The organism is Aeromonas sp. LsrichE-8G (assembly GCF_022869435.1).
GTDB lineage: Bacteria > Pseudomonadota > Gammaproteobacteria > Enterobacterales > Aeromonadaceae > Aeromonas > Aeromonas caviae.
In genome coordinates this window covers 76733-101569 of sequence record NZ_JALIHH010000019.1, presented here as the reverse complement: position 1 = coordinate 101569, position 24837 = coordinate 76733, and the positions used below count along the sequence as shown (strand labels likewise).

The following is a 24837-nucleotide window of genomic DNA, read 5'->3' as shown; positions in this document are numbered from 1 at the left end:
CCAATCTCGAGAGACTGGGCCATGTTGGGGAAATCGTAACGCTGGCAGGTCAGGAAAGCAACTATCAGAGCGCGATCGCGTCTATCTGCTGTTGGATGCTGTCCAGCAGCTGGGCCTGCAGGGCTGCCTGCTCGGTCTGCATCGCCTGCTGCTGGGCTGCCAGTTGCTCCATCTCCTGCAATGTCTTGCCTGTCTGGGCCTGCGTGAGGGCATCCTCGAACCGGATGGAGTCGGTCAGCTTGGCGATGCGCTGGGCCTCTGCCTGCCACTTGGCGGCTTTGCCCTCCAGCTCGGCCAGCTTGGCCTGCATCTCGCGCATGGCCAGCTCCTGCTGCATCTGGGCCTGCTGGGCTTGCTGCTCGGCGGCTACGCGTTCCTCGTCGCTCATCTCGTCCGGGTCTTTCGGGATGTTCAGGGCATTGCGGATCCGCTCCACGAACTCTGCCTTGCGCGGCACATCCATCAGCTCGACCAGCAGGTCAAAGCAGGCACCGGCGGCCTCTGGCGGCAGCTGGGACATAGCCTGGGTCATTCGCTCGGCAAGTTGCTGCTTGTAAGCGGCTGTTTGCTGGATCGGCGCCAGTGCGATATGTGCCCGCAGCCGGGTCACATCATTGGTGAGTTTGCCATCCTCCTGCTCCACGTTAATCACCACAGCCTTGCGGCGGCGCGGGTCATCCCGGTTCACTGTCACCTTGTAGTTGCGCTTGCTGGCCATGTCTTCCAGCAGGTACGCCAGCGCCAACTGCCCCACTTGCTGGCAGCCCATCCGGTAGTTGTCGTTGATCTCCGAAAGCGTGGTCGCCCCCTGCTCCACCAGGTTGCTGATAGCCACGCCGGACTGCCCGGTGGAGCCCTGCCCCAGGAAGGCGGCATACACCCCCATGGTGTCCTGGATCAGCTTCACCGAGTCCTGCATCACCTGAAACTGCTGGGCCGCCACGTTGAAGTCCTGCTCCACCTTGAAGGCATCGCTCACGCTGGTCTTGTTGGCTCGGTCAGGGTTGAGCTCGATATAGCCATCGGGGCGCTCGACTTGCTCCAGCACCTGATCCCGGCTCATGTTGGTGGCGTCCTTGTCCATGATGACGCGCTTGGCCTGCAGCAGGAAGGTGAGCTTGATACGCCGCAGGTTCACCTCGTCCTGCGCCGGCATGGCTCGAGCAATCAGCCCATAGGGTTCGCCGGTGCGGTCTTTGCGATACCCCCAGAACGGCACCAGCGGGTACATGTTGTGGGGAGCAGAGCAGGGTCGATCAACCAGATGATGAGGGCCGACGAACCAGGATTCCCGGATCACGGCCACCGGGCAGCGTTCCAGCTTGGCGCGCCCCATGGCCACAGCAGCGAGATGCAGTTGATTGGTCTTGTCGTATTCCAACGCCCGGCCTGAGTCGAGCTTCAGCACCTGACGCATGGTGTAGGTGCGGTAGTAGACCACTTGCAGCAGCACCCGGTCCCGCTCCCGGCTGCACCACTCTATCTCCTTGCCGCTGAACTGACTCCACTCGTCATAGGCACTGACTAGGTTGGGATCCATCCCCTCGATGGCGGTCAGGCTCATGACCCCATCCCAGTCGTTGACGCCCCACTCCAGCGCCTGTGCCTTGCTCGGGAACATGGTCTTGGCCTCATCCAGATCGACCCAGCGGCGTCGCATCAGCCAGCGGCAGTCGCTCAGATCCGGCTCCCTGCTATGCCAGTCCCAATAAACCTCGTCACGGTGGACATTGCTGAACTTGTAACGTGGGCCGAACGGGTCATCGCGGCGACACACCTCAACCCAGCCCAGGCCGGTCTTGATTTGGCCGCCGTAGGCCTCGCCCCGGGCGCGGTCCAGTCCGCCAAGGCGGCACATGTCGGCGTATTCGGCGTTGACGGCCTCGGCCAGTTGCTCCAGCTCGTCGTCGTGGTCATCGGCGATCACCATCAGATCGGTGCGGCTCTTGGCCTCCATCCCCAGCACGCCGTCAATGGTCGGTGCGACCAGGTTGTGAATGGTGATTGGCTGGCCCCGTGCCTTGAGCACACTCACCACCTCGGGCGGCAGTTGATCGCCGTCGTAGTAGGCGCACGCCCGATTGGCGATAGAACGCCAGTCCGGCTGGCCGTTGATATCGCTCATCAGCTTGAGCAGTCGCGGGGTATCGAGGCCACCTTTCTCAGGTGCCTTGGGTTGGGCGTTGATCATCAGTTGGCCATCCAGTGCTTGGGTTTGCGGGAGGTTTCGGGTTTGACGATGCGGGCTGGCATTCGAGCCCGCATTTCTTGGGCGATCATGTAGCTCATCAGTTGGTCGTCGTAGCAGCCTTCCTGTGCGTTCATCCGGCCCTGCTTGTCATAGACGTAGCTGGTCGCCTCGCTGACGGTGCCAATCCAGCGGATCCCGGAGCAGCCATTACGCAGCAGCGTCTTGAGACCTTCGGTGACGAGAGGCTTGGATTGTGCGGTGGTGAGCCAGCCGAGGCGCGGCGTCTCATCATCGCGGTCGCGGTCGATGTATTCTTGGGCATAGATGCGGCGTGTCGGGTAGATGTCGCGGAGCTTGAGCAGCACGGCATGGCCATGGTTATTCCGCTCGGGGCCGATGAAAGCAGGCTCGTCTGTTGTGCCGTACATCCGGCCAACATGATTCAGCAGCATGGCAAACAGCTCGGCATCCAGATGCCCGTACCAGTGAGCTACCTGCTCCCCGGTGCTGCGCTTGATGACGTCCAGGCTTGAGCGGTCGCCGTGCTCCAGTCCTTCCGCCACATCGGCGCCGATGGCGTAATCCTCGTCGGGGTCTGGCAGCTCCCAGACCAGCAACATGTTCTCGAGCGAACGCTGCCCCTGCTCGTCCAACTTCTCCGGTTTGCGAGCCTTCTCGCGCCTGCCGGTGACCGGGTCGATGTCATAGACGATGAGCGGGGCCATGCAATCGCCCTCTGCTTCCATCGTGGCTATGGGGTCGAACACCCGGCGCCCGGAGGTCAGGAATGCCTCCAGCGGCGTGCTGGGGAACTCCTGCTTCATCTCGGCGCCCAAGGTGGACTCTTTCAGCACGTACCATTGCCGCTGCTCGTCGGTGATGGTGCAGCTCATCGCCTTCTCCACCGCGGCGAAGTATTCCGCTTGGGCCTTGCTCATCACCACACCGGAAGCGGGGACATCGGCGCGATACTTGGGATCCTGCCACCAGGCGAAGAAGTGGAACTTCCAGTCGAGCTGACTGAGTTCACCGGATGCCCTGGCCAGCTCGAGGGACTTCATGCTCATGGCGTGGAAGTCGCCCCCTACCCCTTCGGCTGTGCTCTCGATGAAGGCCACGGCGCCCGGGTGGATCGCCTGCAGCGTCCCGGTTCGCACCTCCTTGGCCTTCTCCGGGTACTTGGCGCAGATCTTCCCGTGCTCGGAGACATGCAGGCGCTGGACGGTGCCGGAGCGGAACGAGGTGGCCACCTGGATGCTGGAGCCATGCCGGAACAGGATGTGCCCGCCATTCGCCCCGCCGCGCCGGGTCACCACCTTGAATTGGGCCTTGAGCCAGCTGGGCAGGTTATCAAAGGGCACTTCAATCTTGGTGCGGTAGATCTCGCCGGCGGCCGTCAGGTCCTGGGCGATGATCCCGCACTTGAGGTTCTTGTTGAACAGCGCCTCGTCGAGCAGGTAGATGTCGATGGCCGTGGAAAACCCAAGCTGGCGCGCCTTGAGGATGATGTTCAGGTACCACATGGTCCGGAACAGCAGCTCCTGCGCCGGGCGCAGCCGGAAGCGCACCAGTTGGCCCTGCTCGCTCTCGATCATGTAGAGGTTGTTCATCCGCCACCACTTATCGCTGAGCTTCGAGCGGATGTAGGCCATCTGCTCCTGCTCAGTCATGGAAGATGCGTCGATGGGAACAGTCATGACATCAGCCCCCCTGTCCCCATGTCGTGGAGCTCGGAAACCATCTCGCTGACCGGGGTGGCCTCGCTGCCGCCATCCTTCTCCAGCCGATCGGCTTCGGCCGTCAGCTTGCGAGCCGCAGCCCGGATCCGGCGAGTGTCCTCTTCAATCTTCGGCACGCTCACCTCATCGATGCGAAGGGCGCTAAGGGTCCGCTCGATGGATTCGATGCGCTGGATGTTGCGGTCGAGTGCCTGCTCTGCTTTCAGGATCTTGTCGTAGAGCGCAATCCGGTCAGTCATCTCGCTGGCCGTGACCAGGTCCTGCTGCAGCCCCTTGAGCAGCTTGGTGACGGAAATGACTCGCGCCCGGGTGAAGTCCAGCTCGTCGCGCAGTTGCAACTCGCGGGCCTGGTCGAACAGCTCAGGCGAATCGAGGAACTGGGCGTAACCTCCGTGGGTCAGCGCGGGCCGATCGCCTGGCTTCCACTTTGCGACAGGGCTCGGGTTGCCGGGGTTGCCGACGGACTCACGATTGCCCACGCCAAAGCGGCCATCTGGCTGGCGCCCCGATTTTCTTTTCGGGTTTTGGCCTGAGTCGTCAGGGGTTTGTGTGGATGAGGAGGACTTTTCCCCTCTTCCCTCTCCCCTCTTGGCCTTGCCTTCATTCCCCTTGGGTTGCGCAGATTGCGCAGATTGCGCAGTTTTGCGCACTTCGGAATGCGCAGATTGCGCAGCTACGCGAGAAATATCAGGTTGCGCAGGGGATTGCCCCCGAGATTTCAAATAGCGACGCGCCGAGTTGTAGTTCAGGCCGCGGCTGTCGCACCAGTCTTTCGCACTGATGCCTGTCGCTTCATGCTCCTGCAGGAACTTTGCATTGAGCTGTGCCCAGTCGGTCTTTGCCATTTAGAGAGATAACTCGCCTTCGACGATGGCATCACCAGGTACAGGCTCATGGGTAGCCGGTACTACGACGGAGACGCCAGTATTCAGGGTGACCAGGGCCTGACTCCCGTCATACTCCCTCACCTGAGTAACAACCCCGGTCACGGTAATGCCATTAACCACCGCATCGCTCCAGTGCATCGAGATAGTCCAGTAGGTCGGCTGTGAATTCCCCAGAAAGACAAACCCCGCCATTAGCGGCGGGGTTCCATGTCAGCCTGGGTGTGGGTGGCGGGCAGTTTGCCGGCTGGCTTGGTGTTGTCTGGCAGCTGGCCAGAAGCAGCACCGAAGCGAGCAGCAAAGCGCCCTTGTGGGTCACTATGGTTTTGGTCATAGCTTTCCTGCGCCTCCCTTGCCCGCTCCTGCTTAAGCCAACGGCCCAGAAGGGCCGTTAGAATGTCGAGCAGTTGGAGCAAGCTGTTCATGTTATTGCTTCCTGGCCTTATCAGCCGGCAGGTTCAGGGCCAGCTTATCCAGCACCTTGGCGAGACCGACCAGGAAGGCGTCTACCTTCCCGATAATCTCATCATCCCGGGTGGACGGGGTGACGGCCGCAATCTTGGCCAGCCCCTGCACCACGAGGGACGCGCCCCCTACCACGGCCATCAGGATGACAAGCCAGTTGATGACCACCTCAACGATGTGCTCCATATCTACCTCACAGGTTACAAACCCGGCTCAGCCAGCCGTAGGCATTGGCCTCCTGCGACTCCTGACGCTCAGCCAGGGTGATGCAGTGGGCAATTCGAAGGGAGTTCACAGCCTCGGCCAGCAGGCGCTTGCCACCGGTACCGCGCGCCGTGATGTAACTCTCCAGCGCAGAAAGAGAGCGAGGCCCTATGGTCCCGTCTGCTTTCACGTCCGGATAGAGCCTTTGCCTGTCGTTCAACACATTCAGCAGGCGCTGAAGGTCTTTTGCTGCCCGACCTGGACCGGAGTTGACCCCATAGTCAAACAGGTAGGTGGCCAGATCGGCATCAATCACCTCAATGGATGAGAGGCTCATCTGGTTCCAATAAGAGGTGTAGACCTTTACCGCCTCAGCCTTTGGATAGTCGCGCATATGGCCGGTGTAGCCGAACTGGCGAGCGGTGGCTTGAGTCACCCCCCAGCGAGTCGGGCCGCCGCGGTCCTCTGCGCGATCAGTGAACTTGTCACCCCCCTCACGCTGGATCACCTCATCAATAACCTGCAGGCGAATACTCATTACCCCTTCCCCCCAGTCATCCAGCCGGATGCCCGGCGTTCGTACAGCTCCAGTGCTTTCGACCCCATCAAGCCAGCCAGGCCAGCCAGGAAGCCGCACAACGGGAGCGGGGCTGCGATGTACCAGCTCAGCAGCATGGTCAACATCCCGGCGAACCCTGACACCACCACCTGCAGCAGCGCCTCGACCCATCGGAACTGCCTTCCCTCGCGTTTCACCGTCTGTATGTAGGTCACAAGCCCTCCCCATACGCTCAGCCCGCCGAATGCCAGATAGGCGAGCACGCTGTAGTTCTGTGGATCCTTGTCAGGCGTCATCGCCCCTCCAGAAACGACAAAGCCCGCACGAGGCGGGCCAGAAATGAAAAAGGCCAGGGTCACGGGGACTCTGGCCATCTTTGAGCAATACTAACGCCGGGGAGGGGTAGATTCAATCCATGATTTTTTCCTCTTACTCTTCCGGTTCATCAATGACAAGGTGGCCCTCCTTGACCTCACCGTCAGAATCCGACAGCCTCAATCGTCGCCAAACGCTGGGCGTAAGTCGCCGCAGAAACCTTCTCAAGCAGAGTGCGGGCGGCGGCCACGCCCTCGATATAGTCGTCACTGTCGCGCACCTCCAGCTCCAATCCGGTCAGGAAGTTGACATCTACCAGCGAGCCAGAAAGTACGTTCAGCAGCACTTGGCGCTCGGCATCGTCGAGGCGCAGCGCTTCTGCGCGGACAAGATGGCTATAGCGATCCCAGATCTGGTTAAGGCGGCCAGTAGTGCCCAATGCCCTGTGGTGTTGCTCCAGCTCGCGGCGCAGGGACGGTGACGGGGTGAAGGATGGATTACGGGCGAGGGGTTTATCTTGCTGCATAGTGAAGCTCCACAATAAGGCCCAGCACTGCTGGGCCTAGCGATACTTATCAGAAGTTCATCAGTTGTTCGCGGCGCTGGTGAGCACGATACCAGCGGCGGCATACCTTCTCGAAGGTGGCAGGTGTTGCACTGAGGGTATTACCCATTGAACGGCCACCATCACAGATTTGGTCGCCAAGAGTGCCAGGCTTGCCTGGATAGGTGCGGAAGATGTAGCCGCCAGAAGCAGGCATCCAGAAGGTGAAGGTTTCGCCGGTTTTGCGAGAGGTGATAGTCAGTTCGTTCATGATGTTCTCCTTTGCCTCACCCGCCTGTTGGCGCTTCGGCTCACTGAGTTGATGGTGGTGTGGCGGGTTATCCCTGACCACGGGTTAAATGTATGACAACTGTACGACACTTGCAAGTGGGTAGATGAAAAAAAGCAGCCGAATTCGACTGCTTGGATGTTCAAGGAAACTTGCTGCCACCCCTAAGCCGCCCGCATCTCCCTCACCTGCCGATCCATGAGCTTTGACAGGTCTGACGCCTGGTGGATCACCTCATCAACAGCACGCTCTACGGCCTGCCTCATCTCCTGCCCGAACCGGCGCGACACCAACTCTACGTGTGGCACGACCCGGCCGGTGCCGTGGCACTTCGGGCAGCCGTCACCCTTGCGCGGGCGGATCCCGGTGCCATTGCAGTGCGGGCAGCGCCCTGACTGCATCATCTCGGCGACACAGTGGTCATTGGCCAGGGACAGGATCTCGTTCCGCTCAGCCAGAAGGCGCTGGTACTCGTGATCATTGCCGGACCGGTGGGCGCGCTTGGCCTTCTCCATCACCACGGCGGCCCGGCGGCGCTCCTTGTCATAGTGAGGGTGGCAAAGTACCAGGTGATCCAGCTGCTCAGGCAGGGGGCGGCGTAGCAGGATAGCCATGGCCATACCACCGGCCTCGTCGCTGTCCAGCGTGGCGCTGAAGTGCGTCAGCAGCGACGCAAGGGCTTGTTCATCCCCCAGGTGGTCTGCCATCAGGAACTGGAGCCCCTGGGGGTTGTTCTTTGCAGCAACCTGCAGGGCTCCCAGAAACTCCTCCCTCCCCAGGGCGCTGGAGCGACCAGACGAGGGCTCATGCAGTGCGCCTTTCGGCGAGAAAAGGCGCAGAGCCATTTCGATAGCGTGGGTCATGGTTTGGTCCTCTGGTCTGGATCCTGATTGAAGGCGGCGAGCAGCCAGGCGCGCAGCTGGCCTCCCTTGATGTGCTCGGGGGTGGCTTCAATGACAGTCCACCCGAGCAGGGCAGCCTCGTTCATCTTGGCCCGGTCCTCTACGAACCCCCTCCCCCTGGTGTGCCGACCGCCGGAGTGGATCCCGCCGTGGACCTCAAGGGCGAGCTTCTGCTCCTCCCAGGCGTAGTCGAAGCGCCATTTGCGCTTGGGGTGAAACAACAGCTCGGTGGCTGGGTCAGGGAAGCCGACCAGCTGGGCCAGCACCTTGCTGTGCAGGGTGTCCACCTGCTGCGCCTTCTTGACCTTGTTCACCACGGCCTTGGCTTTCGGATTGTTGCCGAGCAGGCGGCTGGCATCGATAGCAGAGAGGTGGATCATGCCGCCCCCTTCACACTGACAAGCCCCCGCACCACCCAGCTGTGCAGCTGACGGGTCAGGGCGCTATAGGTAACCTCTTCACGCTCCCCGGGCTGCCAGTCGTAGGCAATACGGCCATCAATGGCGTCATGGCAAGCGCAGCACGCCTCAACCGCCACCAAATCATCCCCTTTGAGGGCCATCCCATGCGGGGCGCTTGGCAGGTGAGCCAGCACGGTGGTTTCGGTACCACCGATGCAGACCCCGGCAAGCTGGATCTTGCAGAGCTGGCCGCGAGCGCCATCGCGCAGGTCGCCGGATCGGATTGGGCTGGTCTCGAATCTCATCCGGCAAACCCCATCAGCTGGGCGCAGGCGTTCTCAGCCTCCTCCTCGGTGGCAAACTGCTTGCTCAGCACATAGCGCCAGCAGACCTCGAACACAGCCCGGTACAGGTCGGAGAACTCAGTCTGATCCATCTTGGCAAAGCTGACGCTCTTGGCCTCCTTGCGCATGCCGCCATCCGGCAGCATCACCACGGTGTAATAACCGGCCTCGACAGTGAGCCACTTGCGCATCACCTCAAACGACTTCTCAGCCTGGGGGCCGTGGCGCTCGATACGGCTGCTGGCCAACTGGTCGATAAACTCATCCTTGGCCTTGTCCAACACGCTGCCGGCGCCGAACTGGGCGAGGTAGCGAACAAACCGGGACAGGATCCCCTGCTCTGCTGGCGAGACCATGCCGCCAGTTGGCTCCCAGTAATCGAAAGTCAGGTTTAGCAGGGCGAAGAAGCGACGGTGGAACGCCAAGTTGCGGCGCCCTTTGCCCTTGGCCAGAATGGTGGTACCGATCGGCATCAGCTTGATGGCCTCAGCATCGGCCGGAGTTGACGGGGCGAGCACCCCGCCGGACATTTTCAGAAGGGTAAGTTCCATGGTTATGCCGCCTCCCCATCAATCTTGCTCTGGCGGCGGTCATTTCCAAGCTCATAGCGGCGGTCAATTTCGTCGCAGTCGTCATCCCCGTCATCGTCGCCATCAACCGATTTGGCCATGGCTACGCAGCACTCTTGGCAGAAGTAAAACGAACCTATCTCGCCTTCAAAAATCTCAACAAGGTTGCGACCAGTTTCACCGACCTTCGTTTCTGCATCGCAGATGTGGCAAATATGAGGCTTTCTGAACTTGACGATCTTGTTTTTCAGGGTCCTGTCGCCACAGCTTCCGAAATCCCCTTCGAATGGGTTGAAGTGCAGGGCGGACTCAAGCGGTTGTTTGTTCATCCTCACCCCCGCTTGGCTTTGTTGCGGCGCTTGGCGGCGGCACGCTGACGCTGTGCGGCCCGGTCATTGCGCGGATTGGGGATGCAGAAGCCATGGCCAGGCTTGAAATCAAGCGGGTTGAACCAGGGCGATTGGGCAGCAGTGGCGGCCAGAACGGCTGCGATAGCGTGGGTCAGTCTCATGCTGCCACCGCCTTAGCCGCAACGGCCTCGGTGGTGGGGAACGGGGTCAGGTGGTAATGCCACACCTGCTTACCGTCGATATTCTGGTTGCTGGAGTGCTTCTCCCAGCCGTGGCAGCAGACTTCGCGCAGGCGGGCGCTGATGGCGGCCTGGGTGTCGGCGTGGCCGTAGCGGCTCCAGCACTCGCGCTCGATGTCGCGCAGGGTGCGGGGCTTGCCGTCGCTCATGATGGATATCACGCGCCCCAACTGGGTCGCGATGGATAGATCTCGGGTATGTGGCTTGGTCATAGTCTAGGTCCTTTGGTTAAACAGCCGGGTGGTCTAGGTCCGGCACTGGCAATGGTACGGGGCGCTACCCCCTGTGTCACTGGTTGGCAAGGCCCTCCCCTTCGAAGTTATCCACAGCTCCAAACGAAGCATCACACCGCAACACCAGCACTGGCGCGGCTCTCAGCCGTGCGGCTTCCTCCGCCACTCGCTCCGGCGTCGTGCTCTGCACCAACCAATGCCCTGCGCCACGCTGCTGGTCGGTGTGCCCCAGCGCATCGATCTCGTCGGCCACCTCGAGCTGCATCCGTTCCCCACACCAGCCCCGCACAGCGGAGTAGATCACCACCCGGCAGAACTTCGCAGCCACGACCGCGGCACTCACGTCAGGATTGAAAAAATCAGCCATCCCACCCCCCTTTCGCTGGCTTGGATTTGCTGCGTTCCACTTCTGCAGCATGTGCCATGCGCGCAACCTCTTGCTGGTCGATATTTGAGATCACCCCATCATGGAACTGGCAGTAAGCGGTTCCCGTCTTACCGCCTCGGTTGAGCCTGACCAGCAACTCCATGACTCCTGCCATCGGGGAAGCCTCGTTATAGACCTCATCGCGATAACAGCCGATCCACACATCGCAATCCTGCTCGATCTGGCCGGTGTCACGGCTGTCGCTGGGAACCGGGCGTTTGTCTGCACGCTGCTCCAGCCCTCGATTGAGCTGAGTCAGCAGGATCACCGGGCAACCCATCTCCTTGGCTAGCATCTTGAGCGCCTTGGTTATCGCGCCGTAAGCCAGATCGTTACGCTCAGCCTTGTCGGCAGTCATCAGCGTCAGGTAGTCAACAGCGATCAGCCCGAGCTGACCGAACTGTCGCTTCAGCCGGCGACTCTCACGCACCACCTGGTGCACAGTCAGCCCAGGCAGATCTGCGATATGGAGTTTGGAGTTACCAAGCTCTGCGGCAACAGCGTAGGCCTTGTCCATCTTGCACTGGTCAGACATTGATTTCAGATGCTTGCCGGAGACACCGGACGCTTGCGATACCATGACCTCGAACAGCTCACCCCGTGTCATCTCCAGCGAAAAACCAACCACAGGGAGCTTCTTGACCAGCGACGTGTGGTTACACAGACTCGCCATCAGCGTGGTCTTGCCCATCTTCGGTCGAGCGCCGATACACACCAGCGCCGTAGGGCTGATCCCACCTGGGTAGAGCAACTCATCCAAGGACGCGATCCCCGTGGCATAACCGGTCATCTCCCCTGGGCGGCGGCTTGCCCGGCGATCCAGCTCATCACACCAGTCCCGCACGATTTCGCTGGCGTGCACCGCAATCCCGGTCACACCCCCAGAGCGCTTGGCATCGACCTCAGACAACAGCAACCCCATCGCAGCGAACCGCTCATCGGTGTTGCTGAATCCAGGCTCCATCATCGCCGCGATACAGTCATGCAGCTTGGCAACAGCGAAGCGCCGCTCTGCAGCGCTACGCACCATCCCCCCATAGGTCACGATGTTCGCCGCGCTTGGGGTGTTCTTGGCGATCTCGACTAGGTAGGCAAACCCGCCGGCAACATCGAGCTCGCCGTCCTGCTCGATACGGTGCTGCACTGTCATGATGTCAACCGGCTGCTTGGCGGCGATCAGTTGGGAGATCGCCCCGAAAATGATCTGGTGCGGGCGACTGTAAAAATCGCGTTCAGACAGGCCCAAGTCGTGGAACGAGTCAGCCCGCAGCATCAGCCCGCCCAGCACAGACTGCTCTGCCTCGAAGTTGTGAGGGGGCACAAACCCCATGGCATCACTCGTCATTGAACCGCCCCTCCCGCACGCCCAGATAACACCGCTCGGTCACCAAAAAATCCAAGTTCTTCGGCTTCCAGGCCGACTCGCCATCGCGGCGCGGGCGGCTCTCGCACATCCAGCGGCAGTTCTTGGCGATGAAATCCAAGTAGGCGCGCCAGCGGGTCTCGTCGAACTTGAACTTGGTCCAGAAGTTCCTGATTTTGGTTTTGCGAGAATCGGTCAGCTCACGGATGGCTGGCATCTCCGGCAGGATGTCGTGATAGGCATCCAGGATCGCCTGGTATGGTGTATTTTTCACTGGTCGCTTTTCGGGGGTTGCTGCTGGGGGTTCAGCGCAAGCTGATGCCCCATCAGTAGTTGTCTTTACTGTCTTTTGAATAGTGTCTTTTGTGTGTCCCTGTTTCGGGGAAATTCGATTCCCTGTTTCGGGGAAATTTTTATACCCTGTTTCGGGTAGCTTTTCCCTGTTTCGGGGAGCGTCAAAGTCCCACTCAGAAAGTACCTTGTTGGGTCCTATTTTTCGCCCTTTGTTGACCAGTATTCCCATCTCCAATAATTGGTTTTTGGCGGTGCAAACTCGGGTCTCCGGCAAACCGGTCATCTCGGCTATCTGCCCATTGGTGATGCGATCATGGGTCTGGTTAAAGCCATAGGTCTTGCGGATCACCGCCAGTACGACCTTGAACTGGTGCTTGGTCAAATCAGCGCCAATCAGCGCCTCGTAGAGCTCATTGGCAATGCGGGTATAGCCATCATCAAGGTCTGCCACACGAACCTCCTGTGGGGCACTCTGTGGGCGTCTATCTGGAAACTTCAAAAGCGCCGCCATCTCACACCTCCAATTCATCAGCCAATCGGCGCACAGCCAATTCGTATTCGCGCTGGGTAAGCCCCTGGAGCTGTAATTCGCGCTTCCTGAGCTCATAGAGCTCCCAGGTGGCAACAGATGACGGATTAGCCATTGGTCACCTCCTGCTCGGTGTACTCGCAAGCGGGGCACTCAAAGGCGCGGTCATTGGTGCCGGACTGCAGCTCACTGCCGCACAGCGGGCAATGGTCGAGATCATGCGGCAAGGAATGGCCCCCATGGGCCATGGTCGGATTGGTCATTGGTCAGGTCCTGATTCAGTAAGCCTGGTGGTGAGGCAGGCGAATGGTGGTTATGCGCTGGGCTGGTTCTCGGCGCGTTCAAGGGTGCGGGCTTCGAGCTCGCGAGCCAGGCGCACGGCCTGGCGGTCGGTGCCAGCGGCGTGGGCAGTCGAAATCAGCGGCTCATCGAGATAGAGTGCCAGCTCGTGCATGACTGCCTTCAAAACGATGTTGTCGCGATCGCTGACGTGCTGGGATGCCGGGCGCGGCGGACGGAGTTGCATGGTCATGGGGTTACCTCCCGAGAACGAAGTTGATGAGTTTTTGCAGGGGGCGCAGCGGGCGCTCCTCGTTGTAGACAGCCTCGTCTTCCTGGGTGAACTGCAGCAGGCCGCGCTCGGGCAGGCCGGAGCCATCCAGGATCTCCTCGACGGTGACGGGCGGAAATCCCTGGTCGAGCAGGCTCCGATTGGCCCGTTTTACGGCCCTCGCCAAGATGCCGGGCTCATGCTGAGATATGGCCTGGAGCAGGATCAGCAGCGAGGTGCGGGCAAATGCGGTTTCGGTCATGCCACACTCGGCGCCGACTTCCTGCCATACCTGGCGCTGAGCTGGGGTGCCGCGCACCCGCAGCGGGGAGCGGGTGCTCATATTTTCATGATCGGGGAGCGATACTCTTCCCATGGGGTTGGTCCTCTATGTTGGGTGGAAAAGCTGGCCGGTGGTCAGGCGGCCTGCTGGGTTTCATGCTGTTCAGGTCGATAGTCTTCCAGGCAGAAGTCCAGTTTCTCGCCGGATACGAAGTGAATGCGAGCAGCAAACTTCTCAGGGATAACCTCTGGCCACTCGGATACCGTGCTCTTCGCTGCGCCGAGAGCGCGAGCAAGGGCGTTACTGCCGCCAAAGAATTGAATGGCGTCGTTTTTCTTCATTGGTCTGGTCCTCTCATCGTTGTCTGGTGTTTCCTGCTCATTTTGGTTCGGTTACACGAACATGTCAATGATCGACATTAAGGACACGCAATAGGTGAAAATACATTTTGGGTTTTATTACGCGAACGAGAGAGAGATATGACCTCTTTTAGAGATCGACTGGAATACATGATGAAGGAGCGGGGCTACAAGCAGGCAGACCTGGTTCGCAAGTCCGGGATCAGCAAGGCTGTAATCTCCGTCCTATTGTCAGACCCGCTAAAAGACCTGCGGGTTAGTAGCCTACTCTCAATCGCCAAAGCTCTTGGCTGTGATCCACTCTGGCTCTACAGCGGCAAGGAAAGTGGTACCTATGTGACAGATACCAACCTCGGCAAAGTACCAGTATGGGAAATGTCTGAACTTGGTAACCACCCGTCGGATGCGCTTTCCTCTCTGGATAGCGGGCGACATATTTTCAGTGAACTGGACGGGCAACTTATTGGCGTGGTTGCCAACGATGACAATCTTGCCGAATCCGGCATCAAGACTGGTGATATCTGTGTGATCGACTTGGCCGACAGAGAGCCCCGGCATGAAGATATACTACTGGTCCGCCTGGGTGAGAGTAAGCAGCGGAGGCTTCTCAAAGCCCTTGATGGATTATCTGGCATCAGTCTCGTCACCGATGATCAGCGTCTTGGTGCTGTGCCAATCAAAGAGGCGCTGGTTTACGGCCGAATGGTTGAACTCCGTCGTGATGTGAAGGAATAACCGTCCCAACTCTTGCCTAGCCCGCCTTGTGCGGGCTTTTTCATGCCCGCAGCTTTGGGGTAACCGTACCCACATCAAAAAAGTTCGTCATACCGAACATTTCTCATTGACGAAAGTGTTCGCGAATATTAACCTTCACCTTGTTCGGTAAAGCAATCGAATTACCGGCAACCTCGGAGATTCGGCAAGCGGTATGCCACCTCATTTGGGATGAGGGCGTCACAGGTTCGATCCCTGTATCTCCGACCAAATTTAGACAACCAGCAACAGGACCCAGCCCCAACCAGGGCAGCAGTGAAGCGCCTGACCAGCGCGTAACAACGACAAAGCCCGCACAAGGCGGGCTTCGAAGGACCGGGTACCACCCGGTCAGTGAAAGCCGAGGGACCAACCCCAGCAATCAGGACCCAGCATGACGAATCAACTGGGAATTAGCGAGGACCAACTCGCCAACAGACGCAAGGATAACATGATGAAAGTCACTATTTCCAGAGCCGCAAAACGCGCCGACCAGATCGTTGCCGCCATCGCCGACCGCCTGAACGGCAACGTCACCCGCCGCCGAACCATCAAGCAACGCTTGACGGTTGCCATGATGGCCACCGAGCGGCACCAGCTCGTCGCCGCCCGTGCAGCCCAGTCTGCCAAGGTGCGCACCCTGACCGCCATGAAATGCCGCGCCCTCCTCCACTGGCGCACCGAGTTCCACCGCAACGCCATCTGACCCGGGTCTGGCGCTTCCCTCATAGCGCCGTAGCCAAAGCCTCTTTCTCAAGCACCGCAAGGATGCTTTGGCTTCGCTCACGCCAAATTCGGCTGGGCCTGCTCTTTAACAACCTGGAACCGGCTCACAACCACAAATCCCGATGCCGGAAGGGATGCGCCGATACCCCGTTCAATCCGGAAGGCGGTGCGTGAACGTGAATGGTGGCCACTGGCAACAGTGGCCAGCCTGGAGCCCCTTGCATCAGGGGGTTGCAGGCTGACAGCCGCCCCAAACAGATCCATAATACCCCCTTCGAAATAAGGAGGGGTTATGAATCGAGTGGGGGGTTGGTGGCATGCAATGCTGCTCAGTGGATCGTTGATGGCATTTGGTATATCCGCGAAGACTGATGAAGATAACTGGTTCGTTGTAGATACCTGCGATTGGGCTCATGGGTTCAATCTTGACCGAGATGGTGGCACCGATAGCCAGATAAGTTTGGTTCTATCAGATCAAGGGGTGTTGGCTTTGTCATTGCCGAGCCGGTTTGCCGCTGGTTTCAGAGGTACGGATGGGGCTGTAGATGACATGGTGATTACCATCAACGGTGTGAAGCTCAGGTCTGTAGCTGCTTATGTTAGCGGCAAGAATGAGGGCGTGTTGGTAAAGCCAGTATCAGATGATGGCCAGAACTTTTTATTGAATGCAGTGCATGCCTCAAAGAAAACCGACATTATTTTCCAAGGAAGAACGGCAAGCGCAAAGTTCCCAGAGCTTCAGATCGGCATCGATGCGCTTCGTAAGTGTAAAAAACCTATTTAGCGTATTCACGCAATAACGCTAACAGAGCCCAGCAACTGCTGGGCTTTTTCGTTTTTACAACCACAGGGCCCAGACCATGAAGAATCTGACCGAAGCCCAGCTGATGGGCTTTCGCGGCGCGATGGTGCCACCCACCCGCCGCAAGTACCACGTAGACGCCGCCCCATCCGCCGAACAGGCGCGAATGGCCCGCAACAAAGCCACTACCCGCCGCGCCATCGAGGAGTATCACGAAGCGCGAGCCCTGCAACTGGAAATGGAGATGTAGCCATGACCAACGAAACCACCCTGCTCGCCCTACTGGAGAGCCGCGAGGCCGAGGCCAACGCCAAGGCCGAGTGGATCGCCGAGTGGTGTGAACACCATGCCGCCACCCTGCTGGCTGCCCAACTGGAAGGCGCTGAGCCTGCCACTTTGCTGGCCGAGGTGACCGCCGACCAATGGGATGATCTCAACCAGGCCGCTTACCTGCTGATGGTGTGCGGGGACAAACAACCGATCATGGCGCTGCTGCAACAGCTGATGGATAGCAGGCTGGCTAGACTGGCCCGCGACGCATGGCACGAACATGTGGCCCAGTTGCACGACGCCATGAGCGAGGAGCAATGGGAGCAGTACCAACACAGGAGCGCAGCATGAGCACACTAAAAAACGCATGGTCAAAGGAAGAATTCGAGGACACCGTTGCGGCGGCACTCATCACTTGCTTTGAATATGGGATAAGGAAGAACCGTGGCGCTGGCCCAAACTCGCTGAACGAAGAGCGTGCTGAACTGATTCGTAACGCAGGGCCTTATGTTCCAGGCAGCGATCGCGAGGTCCTGTTCAGCGACAATGGCCCGCAGTTTTTTGACATGGATAACGACCGACTACCGATTTCAGGCTGCTTTGCTCAATGCGTACCTACCGCCCAGCATATCCAAGGGCAGTATAACGGATGGTTTAGGAGCATCTACATCAGACAGAGCGACAAACTTAACCATGGGTGGCGCCGTAGAGATGGCGGAAAGCTATACGAGCTCGTCTACATGGCGACAGGGAATGAATTCGCAGAGGGGGAGCGCAGCTATTTTAGTGTGACCAAGGATGGGAGGATAGTGGCCTGCGAAGCTTTTGTGAGGGGTAGCATTGGGTGGCGCAGTGGCCGACATGAAGAGGTGTGCACTGAACCACATCAATTGCAGGAGGTTGAGGTCTGTGCAGCCATGGCTCTTCAGTACCTGGCTGATCAGCGATTCTGTTGGACCATCGAGGCTAAAGAGCAGCGTGCTTTCGTGAAGCTGGGCTGCCAAGAGGAAGAAATCAAGTCGCTGCTATACGCCCGCACGCTACCACTGAGTGAGACTGGACGCAGACGACCAATTCTACACCTGGTTGAGGCCCACAAGCGCCGTATGCGTAATGGCACGGAGGTCAATGTTCAGTCCAGCCTGCGCGGAATTCAAACGGTGGAGATAGGTGGCACGTTATTTACGGTAAGGCCGCCGTCTGTAGTGCTCCCCTTGCTGTCAAAACCGAGCAGAGACAGGGTGAACGAACACACGCAAGGCGGTGCCGCATGAATGCCTTCGCCGACACCTCCACCGCGCACCCGCTTGGCCGGGTGTTCGGCCTCTCCAACGAGGAGTACCACGCTGGCCCCGGGGTCAGCAAAAGCCAGCTCGACCAGATAGCCGAAAGCCCAGCCACCTACATCTGGGCCAAAAACGCCCCGGTAGATGAGGAGAAGCTCAAGGCCTTCGACATGGGCAGCGCCATCCACTGCCTGCTGCTGGAGCCCGACGAGTTCAAAGACCGCTTCATCATCGCCCCACCGTTCAACCGCCGCACCAATGCCGGCAAGGCAGAAGAGGCCGAGTTCCTGGCCAGCTGCGCAGAGCTGGGCAAGACGGTGATGGATGCCGAGGAGGGACGCAAGCTCTACCTAATGCGCGACAGCGTGATGGCCCACCCGGACGCCCGCTGGCTGCTGGAACAAGAGGGGCACAGCGAGGCCTCCTTCTACTGGATTGACCCCCAGACCCAGGAGCTGTGCCGGATCCGCCCCGACCGCCACCTGAGCAATCACCCCATCATGATCGACGTGAAGTCGGTGGACGATATGGGGCGCTTCGAGCGCCATGTCGAGGACTTCCGCTACCACGTGCAGGATGCCATGTACTCCGAAGGCTTCCACCGGGTGATGGGCGAGGAGCCGGAATTCGTCTTTCTGGCTGTCAGCACCAGCGTGAACTGTGGCCGCTACCCGGTGCGGGTGCGCCCCCTGACGGATGACTGGAAGGATGCGGGCAAGGACCTGTTCCGCCGCGACCTCCATCGCTTCCACGACTGCCGGGTCAACAACGACTGGCACGACTTCAAACCCCTCCAGCGCCCAGCCTGGGCGACAAGGAAAGCAGCATGAGCAACATCACCAGTATCAAGCAGCAGGCGGCCGATAACTTCGCCGCCCAGTTCCCCATTCTCGTCCAGCGAGGCATCGACGAGCCGACCTGGAACGCCCTGTGCAACACCATTTACCCGGGAGCCAACCCCGATTCGGTGGTCATGGCTATCGACTACTGCAAGGCTCGCGGCCTGGACATTCTGCTCAAGCCGGTCCACCTCGTCCCCATGCAGGTGACTGATGCCCGCTCCAAGGAGAAAGTCTGGCGGGATGTACCTATGCCCGGGATCGGCATGTACCGGATCCAGGCCGATCGCTCCGGCAACTACGCGGGGGCCGATGAACCCGTGTTCGGGCCGGATGTGACCGAGGAATTCCAAGACCCCTACAACCAAAGCGCCAAGATCAAGGTCACCTACCCGCAGTGGTGCAAGTACACCGTCTATAAGATGGTCAACGGCCAGCGGGTTGCCTTCCACGCCCTGGAGCGCTGGAAGGAGAACTACGCCACCCAGAGCGGCAAGACCGAGTGCCCCAACGCCATGTGGCGCAAGCGGCCCTATGCCCAGCTCGCCAAGTGCACCGAGGCGCAGGCGCTACGCAAGGCCTGGCCGGAGATCGGTAGCGAGCCCACCGCCGAGGAGATGGAGGGCAAGGAGATCATCATCAACGAGATCCCAGGTAGCCAACCGCAGCATGGCGCACCGGCAAAGAGCCGCACCCTGGATGCCATCCGCGGCCAGAGCACCGAATCGGTCACCCTGGAGCATGAGCAGATGGCCGAACCCGCCCAGGCGGACCACGCCAACGCCTACGCCGACCACTGCGCCGCCATCGAGGGGGCATGTGATACCACCGAATGGCAGCAGGCCTACACCACCGCCTGGACCTGGGCCAACGAAACCGGCGACCAGAACATCATCGCAGGTATCAAGCAGATCGCCGGCGAGCGCAAGAAACAGCTCAGCGCCCAGCAATAACCCACAAGGCCCGCACACTGCGGGCCTTTTCAATCCCAAGGACCCACCATGACCGAACAAGCCAAGACCGACAATACCCAAGCCCAGCTGGTTGTCATCGAACCCACTACCGCCGTCGCCCTGTTCACCGAGGGCCAGGGCGTGGCTGAACTGCTGGCCGACATTCGCCAGAAGGCAACCAGCCTGGTACCCGACATCACCACCGCCAAGGGCCGCAAGGAGATCGCCAGCGTCGCCCATGCTGTCGCCCGCACCAAGACCTACCTGGACGGGCTCGGCAAAGAGCTGACCGACCAGTACAAGGAGATCCCCAAGCGCATCGACGCCAACCGCAAAACCCTGCGCGACACCCTGGACACCTTGAAAGACGAGGTGCGCGCCCCGCTCACCCAGTACGAAGCGGCAGAGGAAGCCCGAGTGGCAGCACTGCAATCCCGACTGGCCCGCCTCAATGAACTGGGATCCTCTGCCAGTATCGAGATCGCCGCCGCCGACCTGCAGGTCATGCTGCAGGAGGTCGAGCAGAACGCCCTGGACGACTCCTGGCAAGAGCTGCTGCCCCAGGCGACCGTCGCCAAGGAGCTCGCAACCAAGCGCCTCGGCGAGGCCCTGGCAGCCCGCCAGAAGTACGAAGCCGAACAGGCAGAGCTGGAACAGCTGCGCCAGAAGCAGGCCGAACAGGATCGCATCGACCGCGAGCGCCTGATAGCCGAGCAGGCGGCGGAGCAAGCCCGCCTTCAGGAAGAGAATCGCCAGCGCCTGGAGCGTGAAGCCGCCCAGCACCGCGAGCAGGAGGCCCAACGCCAAGCCCAGGTCGCCCGTGAACGTGAAGAACAAGCCCGGCGCGATGCCGAAGCCGCCGAGCTGGCCCGCCAGCAGGCCGAAGCCAACGCCGCACGCATGGCAGAGGAGGCTGCCGCCCGCGCCGCAGAACAAGAGCGTCAGCGCATCGAGCAGGAGCAGGCTCGCAAGCAGCAGGAAGACGACCGTCGCGCCGCCGACATGGAGCACCGCCGCACCGTCAACAACGCCATCCTGATGGACCTGATGGGCTTGGGGATCGATGAGGGGAAAGCCATCAACCTCATCAAGCACATCGCCAGCAACAAGATCGACCATCTGACCATCAACTACTGATCACCCGCCCCGCCGCCAACGGGGCCCTTGCACTCCCAGAGGACCAACCATGACCACGCTGAACCCCAGCGAGGCGACCAGTCTCGCCCTGCACACCCTCACCAGCCAGATCCGCAACATCCTGCTGATGCCTGACGGCCCGGCAAAGGCCGCCATCGGCAGCTTTGAAACCCTGCTCACTGCCAACCTGACCATGATCAGCGAGTCCGCCAACGCCCATATCGACGAGTTCAACGGGCTAATCGACCAACTGGAAGGCCGGGATGGCGAACTGCTCGCCCAGGCGGCCCTGGTCAGCCAGCTGCGCCAGCAGGTAGCAGAAGCCGAGCAGCGCATCGCAGCAGCGCGGCAAGAAGGCGCCGCCGAGCTGGAAGCCAAGGCAGGCGAGCTCTACAAGGCGCAGCGCGCCCTGAACGAGATTGAGGCCAAATTCAGCGCCCTGCAATTCACCTCCCGCCAGACCGATCGCCAGCTGGCTGACCTCAAGACCATGGACCCGGCAGGAATGAAGCGCCGCATCAAGGAGAAAAACGACCAGCTGGAGCTGCAGCGCACCGCGATCGCCAAGCACAAGAGCAATGAGGCCGCCTACCGCGCCGAGGTGCTGAAACTCGAGCGCCGCATCAAAGACCTGCTGGATGCCATCAACGAGCAGGATCGTGAGCTGGAAAGCCGCCACGGCGTCATCATGGAGCTCGAGAGCTGCCGTGATGCCAAGCTGGTCTGGTTCAAGCACCTTGCCAAGACCTACAAGGGCGAGGACGGCACGCTCTGGAATGTTTACCTGGTGGATCACGGCCTGCAGTCAAACCTCCCCTACCTCATCAATGACCTCAACTGGAAGCTGCACGCCATGAAATCCGATGGCTCCGGCTGCTCGGTCATGCTGAGCCAGTGGATGAACCCCATCTACCCGGCGCCATATGGTGCCGGGGCCCCTGATGCCATGACGCAGGACATCTTCGCCTTCATGCAGGAGGCACTGGAGCAGAGTCACCCCCACCTGCAACCCCGCACCGAATGGGCCAAGGCAGTCAGCATCCATGAATGTGGCTTGCCGCCGCGCACCATCAAGCCGCTGGAGGATGCCGGGATCGACACCCTCTACAAGGTGATGAGCCATCAGGGGAACAAGCTGGACAAGGTGAAGGGGATCGGCCAGAAGCTGGTCGGCCAGGTCGTCTACGCCTGCGAGCTCAAGGTGAAGCTGTGGGAGGAACAGTTCTCCGCCAGCCGGCAGTCTGAACAGCACCAGGAGGCAGCATGAAACCGAAGATCGAGAACCGAGCCATGCAGGCAATCCTCCGGTATGGCGAGACGCGACAGGAAGTCGAAAGGCTCACCGACGAGATCGCTTTTGAGCTGGGACAGTGCCCGCAGGAGGCCGACTACCCGAAACGCCCGCATCTGATCGAAGCCTACACGGCGACCACCACCGAGGATCACTATGGCGGCCACCAGTCAGAGCGCCGGCTAACCATCGAGGAGGCTGCCGAATACCTAGACGAGATCGCGAGCAGCGGGATTTGTGGGCACTGCCGAAAGGCCCACACCCTGATCCAACAGCGCAAGAAGGCTCGGATCCGGCACGGTCGCGCCAAGGCGACCATCACCAAACTTGGCCGAGAGATCCTTGAGGTAAATGCAGCAGGAGGGGAGGTAGCATGAGCGACTACCGCGGCTCTACCACTCCAGAAGCCACCCGCGACATGACCCAGACCCCGCTCTGGCTGTTCCGGGCGCTGGATCGGGATTTCAACTTCGCCCTCGATGCCGCCGCCCTGCCGGAAACGGCGCTCTGCGAGAAGTACCTGACACCGGATATCGACGCCCTGAGCGTGGACTGGGGCGACTTTATCAGCCCGTCAGTGCGCTCGCCGTGGGCATGGCTCAACCCACCCTACTCCGATATAGGGCCGTGGGTAGAAAAGGCCATCGAGCAGCAGGGGCGCGGCATCGGCACCGTCATGCTGGTCCCCCAGGACACCAGCACCGAATGGTATCCCGGTATGCGTGCCAGCGAGGTGCGGCACATCACCGGCTACCACGATGCCAATGGCAAATGGCGTAACGGCCGGGTGAGCTTCATCAACAAGGCCACCGGCGAGGAGATGAAGGGCAACCCCAAGGGCTCCATGCTCCTCATCTTCGCACCCAACTGGCGCGGCGAATGCCGGATCCGCGATGTCAGCAAGCTGACACTGCTGCTGGCAGGAGCAGAGCCCATCAGCGCTGCCGCCTGATACCACCAACCCATCCACCGCCATCCCCACAGAAACGGTGGGCAAGTCGAGGAACCCCATGAAAGCCACGGAAAACCCCTACTGCGGTGCAGTAGTCATCGGGTTGGGCGTCGTCATGCCCCATCCCAAGCAGCCCGGCAAGTTCGTTCTGCCAGGCGGCATCACCTGCGACAGGCAAACCGCCGAGGCCGCAGCCAAGAAGATCCACGACCTGCAGGCCAAGAAAGCCCGCAACTAACCGACCAAAGGACCCAGACCATGTGGTTTAAAAACCTGCAGATTTACCGCTTTACCCGCCCCTTCGACCTGACCGTTGAGCAGCTGGAAACCCAGCTGGAAGCCTGCGCCTTCACCCCCTGCGGCAGCCAGGATGTTTCCCGCTTCGGCTGGACCCGCCCACTCGGCAAGTTCGGCGGCACCCTGACCCATGCCGCCAACGGCCAGATCCTGCTGTGCGCCCGCCGCGAGGACAAGATCCTGCCGACCGCCGTCATCAAGGAAGCGCTGGCAGAGAAGGTGGAGGCCATCGAGTACGAGCAGGGCCTCCCCCTCAAGAAGAAAGAGAAGGAAGCGCTCAAGGAGGAGCTGCTTCACACCCTGCTGCCCCGGGCATTCAGCCGCACCGCCAACACCTTCGCCTGGATCAACCCGGCCGACGGCCTGCTGATGGTCGATGCCTCCTCCGCCAAGAAGGCGGACGATGTGCTGGCTCTGCTTCGCAAGTCCATTGGCAGCCTGCCGGTGGTGCCGGTGGCGCTCAAGAACCCACCCGAGATCACCATGACTGAGTGGCTGCAAGAGGGAAACCTGCCGGCAGCTTTCACCCTGGAGGATGAATCCGAGCTGCGCAGCGCCATGGAGCACGGCGGGATCGCCCGCTTCAAACAGCAAGACCTGATGACCGACGAGGTGAAAAATCACCTCGCCAACGACAAGCTGGTCACCAAGCTGGCCCTGAACTGGGGTGAGCGCCTCAGCTTTGTACTGGGCGACGACCTCTCCATCAAGCGCCTGAAGTTCAGCGAGGAGCTGCGCGAGCAGAACGACGACATCGCCAGCGAAGATCCTGCCGCCCGCCTGGACGCCGACTTCGCCCTGGTGACCGGCGAGCTCTCCCAGTTCATCCCGGCCCTGCTTGCCGCTCTGGGCGGCGAGGAATGAATGGGTGCGCTTCAGAGAACCAATTATCCAAACAGGGTTAACCCTAGAAGAGGCGGTGAACGTGAGGGAGCGATATCTACTCATCAATCCCGGCGCCCGGGTCACCATCGACAGCCAACCCGATAACCCCCAGCTCAAGACCCTGATAGCCCACCTCCCCGTCCTGCCGTTCAGGCAAGTCATGGATCCCGGCTTTATCGGGTACCGGGGCTGGCGAGCATAACCAGATCCCCGGCCTGCCCGGGGCTTCCAATTCAAGGACTCACCATGGCGAAAATCTACATAGCCGGGCCTATCTCAGGCCTGCCGAACTTCAACCGCGACGCCTTCAATGCCGAGGCGCACCGCCTGCTTGGCCTGGGCCATGTGGCCCTAAACCCGGCGATCCTGCCGGATGGGCTGGAGCAACACGAATACATGGCCATCTGCATCGAGATGGTCAAGATGGCAGATCAGCTGGTCATGCTGCCTGGCTGGGAGCGCAGCGCCGGCGCCAGAGCAGAGCACGCCCTGGCCATCAAGCTCGGCAAGGCCATAATCCTCCCCGTGCCGCACTTGGCTGACGAGGTGGCGGCATGACCAGACAGCGGGCCGCCGGGCTCGCCATCCTGGCCATTAACATTCTGGCCGTCAT

The 24837-nt window shown here is 60.5% G+C and carries 39 protein-coding genes and 1 tRNA gene; 16 read left to right on the top strand and 24 right to left on the bottom strand.

Translation table 11 applies throughout. The annotated features are described in order from the left end of the window. Positions 1-64 precede the first annotated feature (64 nt). The 24 genes from MUW49_RS05220 to MUW49_RS05110 all read right to left on the bottom strand — a co-directional run bounded on the left by MUW49_RS05220 (position 65) and on the right by MUW49_RS05110 (position 14015). The gene (locus MUW49_RS05220) at positions 65-2191 is read right to left on the bottom strand and encodes a portal protein (protein ID WP_244812477.1); all 2127 of its coding nucleotides are present in this window, start codon (positions 2189-2191) and stop codon (positions 65-67) included. Beyond that, on the bottom strand, positions 2191-3888 hold the full coding sequence (locus MUW49_RS05215) for a terminase (RefSeq protein WP_244812476.1): 1698 nt from the start codon (positions 3886-3888) through the stop codon (positions 2191-2193). Before MUW49_RS05215 ends, MUW49_RS05220 begins: the two co-directional genes overlap by 1 nt. Then, complete coding sequence (locus MUW49_RS05210; protein WP_244812475.1) at positions 3885-4409, bottom strand: hypothetical protein; 525 nt, start codon at positions 4407-4409, stop codon at positions 3885-3887. Before MUW49_RS05210 ends, MUW49_RS05215 begins: the two co-directional genes overlap by 4 nt. A 599-nt stretch (positions 4410-5008) precedes the next feature. After that, on the bottom strand, positions 5009-5239 hold the full coding sequence (locus MUW49_RS05205) for a hypothetical protein (protein ID WP_244812474.1): 231 nt from the start codon (positions 5237-5239) through the stop codon (positions 5009-5011). A gap of 1 nt (position 5240) precedes the next feature. Next, positions 5241-5465 (bottom strand): hypothetical protein, encoded by a 225-nt coding sequence (locus MUW49_RS05200; protein WP_244812473.1) that lies wholly within the window; start codon positions 5463-5465, stop codon positions 5241-5243. Between the two features lie 7 nt (positions 5466-5472). After that, complete coding sequence (locus MUW49_RS05195; protein WP_244812472.1) at positions 5473-6021, bottom strand: glycosyl hydrolase 108 family protein; 549 nt, start codon at positions 6019-6021, stop codon at positions 5473-5475. Then, entirely contained in the window at positions 6021-6338 is a 318-nt protein-coding gene (locus MUW49_RS05190) for a phage holin family protein (RefSeq protein ID WP_244812471.1), read from the bottom strand. The genes MUW49_RS05195 and MUW49_RS05190 overlap by 1 nt, the downstream gene beginning before the upstream one ends. A gap of 182 nt (positions 6339-6520) precedes the next feature. Next, a complete protein-coding gene (locus MUW49_RS05185; protein WP_244812470.1) occupies positions 6521-6883 on the bottom strand; it encodes a hypothetical protein in 363 nt (120 codons plus the stop codon). Positions 6884-6932: 49 nt separating this feature from the next. Beyond that, positions 6933-7172, bottom strand: coding sequence for a hypothetical protein (locus MUW49_RS05180; RefSeq protein WP_114680107.1), 240 nt, complete (start codon positions 7170-7172; stop codon positions 6933-6935). A gap of 182 nt (positions 7173-7354) precedes the next feature. Further along, positions 7355-8053 (bottom strand): TIGR02642 family protein, encoded by a 699-nt coding sequence (locus tag MUW49_RS05175; protein WP_244812469.1) that lies wholly within the window; start codon positions 8051-8053, stop codon positions 7355-7357. Then, positions 8050-8472 (bottom strand): hypothetical protein, encoded by a 423-nt coding sequence (locus MUW49_RS05170; RefSeq protein ID WP_244812468.1) that lies wholly within the window; start codon positions 8470-8472, stop codon positions 8050-8052. Before MUW49_RS05170 ends, MUW49_RS05175 begins: the two co-directional genes overlap by 4 nt. Beyond that, positions 8469-8798, bottom strand: coding sequence for a nuclease domain-containing protein (locus tag MUW49_RS05165; RefSeq protein WP_043163254.1), 330 nt, complete (start codon positions 8796-8798; stop codon positions 8469-8471). The genes MUW49_RS05170 and MUW49_RS05165 overlap by 4 nt, the downstream gene beginning before the upstream one ends. Then, positions 8795-9388, bottom strand: a complete 594-nt coding sequence (locus MUW49_RS05160) for a DUF1367 family protein (RefSeq protein ID WP_244812467.1) — start codon at positions 9386-9388, stop codon at positions 8795-8797. Before MUW49_RS05160 ends, MUW49_RS05165 begins: the two co-directional genes overlap by 4 nt. Positions 9389-9390: 2 nt before the next feature. After that, a complete protein-coding gene (locus MUW49_RS05155) occupies positions 9391-9735 on the bottom strand; it encodes a hypothetical protein (RefSeq protein ID WP_244812466.1) in 345 nt (114 codons plus the stop codon). Between the two features lie 2 nt (positions 9736-9737). Next, positions 9738-9917, bottom strand: a complete 180-nt coding sequence (locus tag MUW49_RS05150) for a hypothetical protein (RefSeq protein ID WP_244812465.1) — start codon at positions 9915-9917, stop codon at positions 9738-9740. Then, positions 9914-10207 carry a hypothetical protein gene (locus tag MUW49_RS05145; RefSeq protein WP_064339879.1) on the bottom strand — a complete coding sequence of 98 codons (294 nt, stop codon included), beginning with the start codon at positions 10205-10207 and terminating at the stop codon, positions 9914-9916. The genes MUW49_RS05150 and MUW49_RS05145 overlap by 4 nt, the downstream gene beginning before the upstream one ends. A gap of 76 nt (positions 10208-10283) precedes the next feature. Further along, on the bottom strand, positions 10284-10595 hold the full coding sequence (locus MUW49_RS05140) for a hypothetical protein (protein ID WP_244812464.1): 312 nt from the start codon (positions 10593-10595) through the stop codon (positions 10284-10286). Then, on the bottom strand, positions 10588-12000 hold the full coding sequence (locus MUW49_RS05135) for a DnaB-like helicase C-terminal domain-containing protein (RefSeq protein WP_244812463.1): 1413 nt from the start codon (positions 11998-12000) through the stop codon (positions 10588-10590). Before MUW49_RS05135 ends, MUW49_RS05140 begins: the two co-directional genes overlap by 8 nt. After that, entirely contained in the window at positions 11990-12763 is a 774-nt protein-coding gene (locus MUW49_RS05130) for a replication protein (protein WP_244812462.1), read from the bottom strand. Before MUW49_RS05130 ends, MUW49_RS05135 begins: the two co-directional genes overlap by 11 nt. Before the next feature lie 61 nt (positions 12764-12824). Beyond that, the gene (locus MUW49_RS21890; RefSeq protein WP_182785905.1) at positions 12825-12956 is read right to left on the bottom strand and encodes an adenylate cyclase; all 132 of its coding nucleotides are present in this window, start codon (positions 12954-12956) and stop codon (positions 12825-12827) included. Beyond that, entirely contained in the window at positions 12949-13104 is a 156-nt protein-coding gene (locus MUW49_RS05125; RefSeq protein ID WP_182785907.1) for a hypothetical protein, read from the bottom strand. The genes MUW49_RS21890 and MUW49_RS05125 overlap by 8 nt, the downstream gene beginning before the upstream one ends. Before the next feature lie 50 nt (positions 13105-13154). Next, a complete protein-coding gene (locus MUW49_RS05120; protein WP_180911591.1) occupies positions 13155-13373 on the bottom strand; it encodes a hypothetical protein in 219 nt (72 codons plus the stop codon). A 4-nt stretch (positions 13374-13377) separates the two neighbouring features. Beyond that, positions 13378-13767: a hypothetical protein gene (locus tag MUW49_RS05115; protein ID WP_180911590.1), complete on the bottom strand. Its 390-nt coding sequence runs from the start codon at positions 13765-13767 to the stop codon at positions 13378-13380. Between the two features lie 41 nt (positions 13768-13808). Beyond that, positions 13809-14015 carry a Cro/CI family transcriptional regulator gene (locus MUW49_RS05110; protein ID WP_043129257.1) on the bottom strand — a complete coding sequence of 69 codons (207 nt, stop codon included), beginning with the start codon at positions 14013-14015 and terminating at the stop codon, positions 13809-13811. Between the two features lie 138 nt (positions 14016-14153). Here MUW49_RS05110 and MUW49_RS05105 point away from each other — a divergent pair, with 138 nt between their 5' ends. The 16 genes from MUW49_RS05105 (at position 14154) to MUW49_RS05030 (ending at position 24782) form a co-directional block, all read left to right on the top strand. After that, positions 14154-14768, top strand: a complete 615-nt coding sequence (locus MUW49_RS05105; RefSeq protein ID WP_223940122.1) for a helix-turn-helix transcriptional regulator — start codon at positions 14154-14156, stop codon at positions 14766-14768. Between the two features lie 174 nt (positions 14769-14942). Then, positions 14943-15017 (top strand) — tRNA-Pro (locus tag MUW49_RS05100). A gap of 223 nt (positions 15018-15240) precedes the next feature. Then, positions 15241-15492 carry a hypothetical protein gene (locus MUW49_RS05095; protein ID WP_244812461.1) on the top strand — a complete coding sequence of 84 codons (252 nt, stop codon included), beginning with the start codon at positions 15241-15243 and terminating at the stop codon, positions 15490-15492. A gap of 312 nt (positions 15493-15804) precedes the next feature. After that, on the top strand, positions 15805-16296 hold the full coding sequence (locus tag MUW49_RS05090; protein ID WP_113070520.1) for a hypothetical protein: 492 nt from the start codon (positions 15805-15807) through the stop codon (positions 16294-16296). Between the two features lie 76 nt (positions 16297-16372). After that, positions 16373-16564, top strand: coding sequence for a hypothetical protein (locus MUW49_RS05085; RefSeq protein WP_244812460.1), 192 nt, complete (start codon positions 16373-16375; stop codon positions 16562-16564). 2 nt (positions 16565-16566) lie between these two features. Further along, on the top strand, positions 16567-16935 hold the full coding sequence (locus MUW49_RS05080; protein ID WP_244812459.1) for a hypothetical protein: 369 nt from the start codon (positions 16567-16569) through the stop codon (positions 16933-16935). Further along, positions 16932-17858: a hypothetical protein gene (locus MUW49_RS05075; RefSeq protein WP_244812458.1), complete on the top strand. Its 927-nt coding sequence runs from the start codon at positions 16932-16934 to the stop codon at positions 17856-17858. Before MUW49_RS05080 ends, MUW49_RS05075 begins: the two co-directional genes overlap by 4 nt. After that, complete coding sequence (locus MUW49_RS05070; RefSeq protein ID WP_244812457.1) at positions 17855-18700, top strand: PD-(D/E)XK nuclease-like domain-containing protein; 846 nt, start codon at positions 17855-17857, stop codon at positions 18698-18700. The genes MUW49_RS05075 and MUW49_RS05070 overlap by 4 nt, the downstream gene beginning before the upstream one ends. Further along, a complete protein-coding gene (bet, locus tag MUW49_RS05065; RefSeq protein ID WP_244812456.1) occupies positions 18697-19662 on the top strand; it encodes a phage recombination protein Bet in 966 nt (321 codons plus the stop codon). The genes MUW49_RS05070 and bet overlap by 4 nt, the downstream gene beginning before the upstream one ends. A gap of 48 nt (positions 19663-19710) precedes the next feature. Then, positions 19711-20799: a hypothetical protein gene (locus MUW49_RS05060; protein ID WP_244812455.1), complete on the top strand. Its 1089-nt coding sequence runs from the start codon at positions 19711-19713 to the stop codon at positions 20797-20799. Positions 20800-20848: 49 nt separating this feature from the next. Then, positions 20849-22066: a hypothetical protein gene (locus MUW49_RS05055; protein WP_244812454.1), complete on the top strand. Its 1218-nt coding sequence runs from the start codon at positions 20849-20851 to the stop codon at positions 22064-22066. Further along, positions 22063-22467 carry a hypothetical protein gene (locus MUW49_RS05050; RefSeq protein WP_244812453.1) on the top strand — a complete coding sequence of 135 codons (405 nt, stop codon included), beginning with the start codon at positions 22063-22065 and terminating at the stop codon, positions 22465-22467. Before MUW49_RS05055 ends, MUW49_RS05050 begins: the two co-directional genes overlap by 4 nt. Then, positions 22464-23042, top strand: a complete 579-nt coding sequence (locus tag MUW49_RS05045; protein WP_244812452.1) for a phage N-6-adenine-methyltransferase — start codon at positions 22464-22466, stop codon at positions 23040-23042. Before MUW49_RS05050 ends, MUW49_RS05045 begins: the two co-directional genes overlap by 4 nt. 58 nt (positions 23043-23100) lie before the next feature. Continuing rightward, on the top strand, positions 23101-23280 hold the full coding sequence (locus tag MUW49_RS05040) for a hypothetical protein (protein ID WP_043163230.1): 180 nt from the start codon (positions 23101-23103) through the stop codon (positions 23278-23280). A 20-nt stretch (positions 23281-23300) separates the two neighbouring features. Continuing rightward, entirely contained in the window at positions 23301-24203 is a 903-nt protein-coding gene (gene rdgC / locus MUW49_RS05035; RefSeq protein WP_244812451.1) for a recombination-associated protein RdgC, read from the top strand. Between the two features lie 267 nt (positions 24204-24470). Beyond that, on the top strand, positions 24471-24782 hold the full coding sequence (locus MUW49_RS05030) for a DUF4406 domain-containing protein (protein ID WP_210538398.1): 312 nt from the start codon (positions 24471-24473) through the stop codon (positions 24780-24782). The last annotated feature ends 55 nt before the right edge of the window (positions 24783-24837 follow it).

Coding starts and splice junctions, on each gene's coding strand:
- MUW49_RS05180 (WP_114680107.1), bottom strand. CDS start 7,172: ATGAACGAACTGACTATCACCTCTCGCAAAACCGGCGAAACCTTCACC.
- MUW49_RS05170 (WP_244812468.1), bottom strand. CDS start 8,472: ATGATCCACCTCTCTGCTATCGATGCCAGCCGCCTGCTCGGCAACAAT.
- MUW49_RS05030 (WP_210538398.1), top strand. CDS start 24,471: ATGGCGAAAATCTACATAGCCGGGCCTATCTCAGGCCTGCCGAACTTC.
- bet (WP_244812456.1), top strand. CDS start 18,697: ATGAGCAACATCACCAGTATCAAGCAGCAGGCGGCCGATAACTTCGCC.
- MUW49_RS05215 (WP_244812476.1), bottom strand. CDS start 3,888: ATGACTGTTCCCATCGACGCATCTTCCATGACTGAGCAGGAGCAGATG.
- MUW49_RS05060 (WP_244812455.1), top strand. CDS start 19,711: ATGACCGAACAAGCCAAGACCGACAATACCCAAGCCCAGCTGGTTGTC.
- MUW49_RS05150 (WP_244812465.1), bottom strand. CDS start 9,917: ATGAGACTGACCCACGCTATCGCAGCCGTTCTGGCCGCCACTGCTGCC.
- MUW49_RS05190 (WP_244812471.1), bottom strand. CDS start 6,338: ATGACGCCTGACAAGGATCCACAGAACTACAGCGTGCTCGCCTATCTG.
- MUW49_RS21890 (WP_182785905.1), bottom strand. CDS start 12,956: ATGGCTAATCCGTCATCTGTTGCCACCTGGGAGCTCTATGAGCTCAGG.
- MUW49_RS05140 (WP_244812464.1), bottom strand. CDS start 10,595: ATGGCTGATTTTTTCAATCCTGACGTGAGTGCCGCGGTCGTGGCTGCG.
- rdgC (WP_244812451.1), top strand. CDS start 23,301: ATGTGGTTTAAAAACCTGCAGATTTACCGCTTTACCCGCCCCTTCGAC.
- MUW49_RS05070 (WP_244812457.1), top strand. CDS start 17,855: ATGAATGCCTTCGCCGACACCTCCACCGCGCACCCGCTTGGCCGGGTG.
- MUW49_RS05040 (WP_043163230.1), top strand. CDS start 23,101: ATGAAAGCCACGGAAAACCCCTACTGCGGTGCAGTAGTCATCGGGTTG.
- MUW49_RS05085 (WP_244812460.1), top strand. CDS start 16,373: ATGAAGAATCTGACCGAAGCCCAGCTGATGGGCTTTCGCGGCGCGATG.
- MUW49_RS05195 (WP_244812472.1), bottom strand. CDS start 6,021: ATGAGTATTCGCCTGCAGGTTATTGATGAGGTGATCCAGCGTGAGGGG.
- MUW49_RS05105 (WP_223940122.1), top strand. CDS start 14,154: ATGACCTCTTTTAGAGATCGACTGGAATACATGATGAAGGAGCGGGGC.
- MUW49_RS05120 (WP_180911591.1), bottom strand. CDS start 13,373: ATGACCATGCAACTCCGTCCGCCGCGCCCGGCATCCCAGCACGTCAGC.
- MUW49_RS05115 (WP_180911590.1), bottom strand. CDS start 13,767: ATGGGAAGAGTATCGCTCCCCGATCATGAAAATATGAGCACCCGCTCC.
- MUW49_RS05145 (WP_064339879.1), bottom strand. CDS start 10,207: ATGACCAAGCCACATACCCGAGATCTATCCATCGCGACCCAGTTGGGG.
- MUW49_RS05155 (WP_244812466.1), bottom strand. CDS start 9,735: ATGAACAAACAACCGCTTGAGTCCGCCCTGCACTTCAACCCATTCGAA.
- MUW49_RS05220 (WP_244812477.1), bottom strand. CDS start 2,191: ATGATCAACGCCCAACCCAAGGCACCTGAGAAAGGTGGCCTCGATACC.
- MUW49_RS05205 (WP_244812474.1), bottom strand. CDS start 5,239: ATGAACAGCTTGCTCCAACTGCTCGACATTCTAACGGCCCTTCTGGGC.
- MUW49_RS05110 (WP_043129257.1), bottom strand. CDS start 14,015: ATGAAGAAAAACGACGCCATTCAATTCTTTGGCGGCAGTAACGCCCTT.
- MUW49_RS05200 (WP_244812473.1), bottom strand. CDS start 5,465: ATGGAGCACATCGTTGAGGTGGTCATCAACTGGCTTGTCATCCTGATG.
- MUW49_RS05160 (WP_244812467.1), bottom strand. CDS start 9,388: ATGGAACTTACCCTTCTGAAAATGTCCGGCGGGGTGCTCGCCCCGTCA.
- MUW49_RS05135 (WP_244812463.1), bottom strand. CDS start 12,000: ATGACGAGTGATGCCATGGGGTTTGTGCCCCCTCACAACTTCGAGGCA.
- MUW49_RS05090 (WP_113070520.1), top strand. CDS start 15,805: ATGAATCGAGTGGGGGGTTGGTGGCATGCAATGCTGCTCAGTGGATCG.
- MUW49_RS05045 (WP_244812452.1), top strand. CDS start 22,464: ATGAGCGACTACCGCGGCTCTACCACTCCAGAAGCCACCCGCGACATG.
- MUW49_RS05165 (WP_043163254.1), bottom strand. CDS start 8,798: ATGAGATTCGAGACCAGCCCAATCCGATCCGGCGACCTGCGCGATGGC.
- MUW49_RS05095 (WP_244812461.1), top strand. CDS start 15,241: ATGAAAGTCACTATTTCCAGAGCCGCAAAACGCGCCGACCAGATCGTT.
- MUW49_RS05055 (WP_244812454.1), top strand. CDS start 20,849: ATGACCACGCTGAACCCCAGCGAGGCGACCAGTCTCGCCCTGCACACC.
- MUW49_RS05185 (WP_244812470.1), bottom strand. CDS start 6,883: ATGCAGCAAGATAAACCCCTCGCCCGTAATCCATCCTTCACCCCGTCA.
- MUW49_RS05080 (WP_244812459.1), top strand. CDS start 16,567: ATGACCAACGAAACCACCCTGCTCGCCCTACTGGAGAGCCGCGAGGCC.
- MUW49_RS05175 (WP_244812469.1), bottom strand. CDS start 8,053: ATGACCCACGCTATCGAAATGGCTCTGCGCCTTTTCTCGCCGAAAGGC.
- MUW49_RS05075 (WP_244812458.1), top strand. CDS start 16,932: ATGAGCACACTAAAAAACGCATGGTCAAAGGAAGAATTCGAGGACACC.
- MUW49_RS05125 (WP_182785907.1), bottom strand. CDS start 13,104: ATGACCAATCCGACCATGGCCCATGGGGGCCATTCCTTGCCGCATGAT.
- MUW49_RS05050 (WP_244812453.1), top strand. CDS start 22,063: ATGAAACCGAAGATCGAGAACCGAGCCATGCAGGCAATCCTCCGGTAT.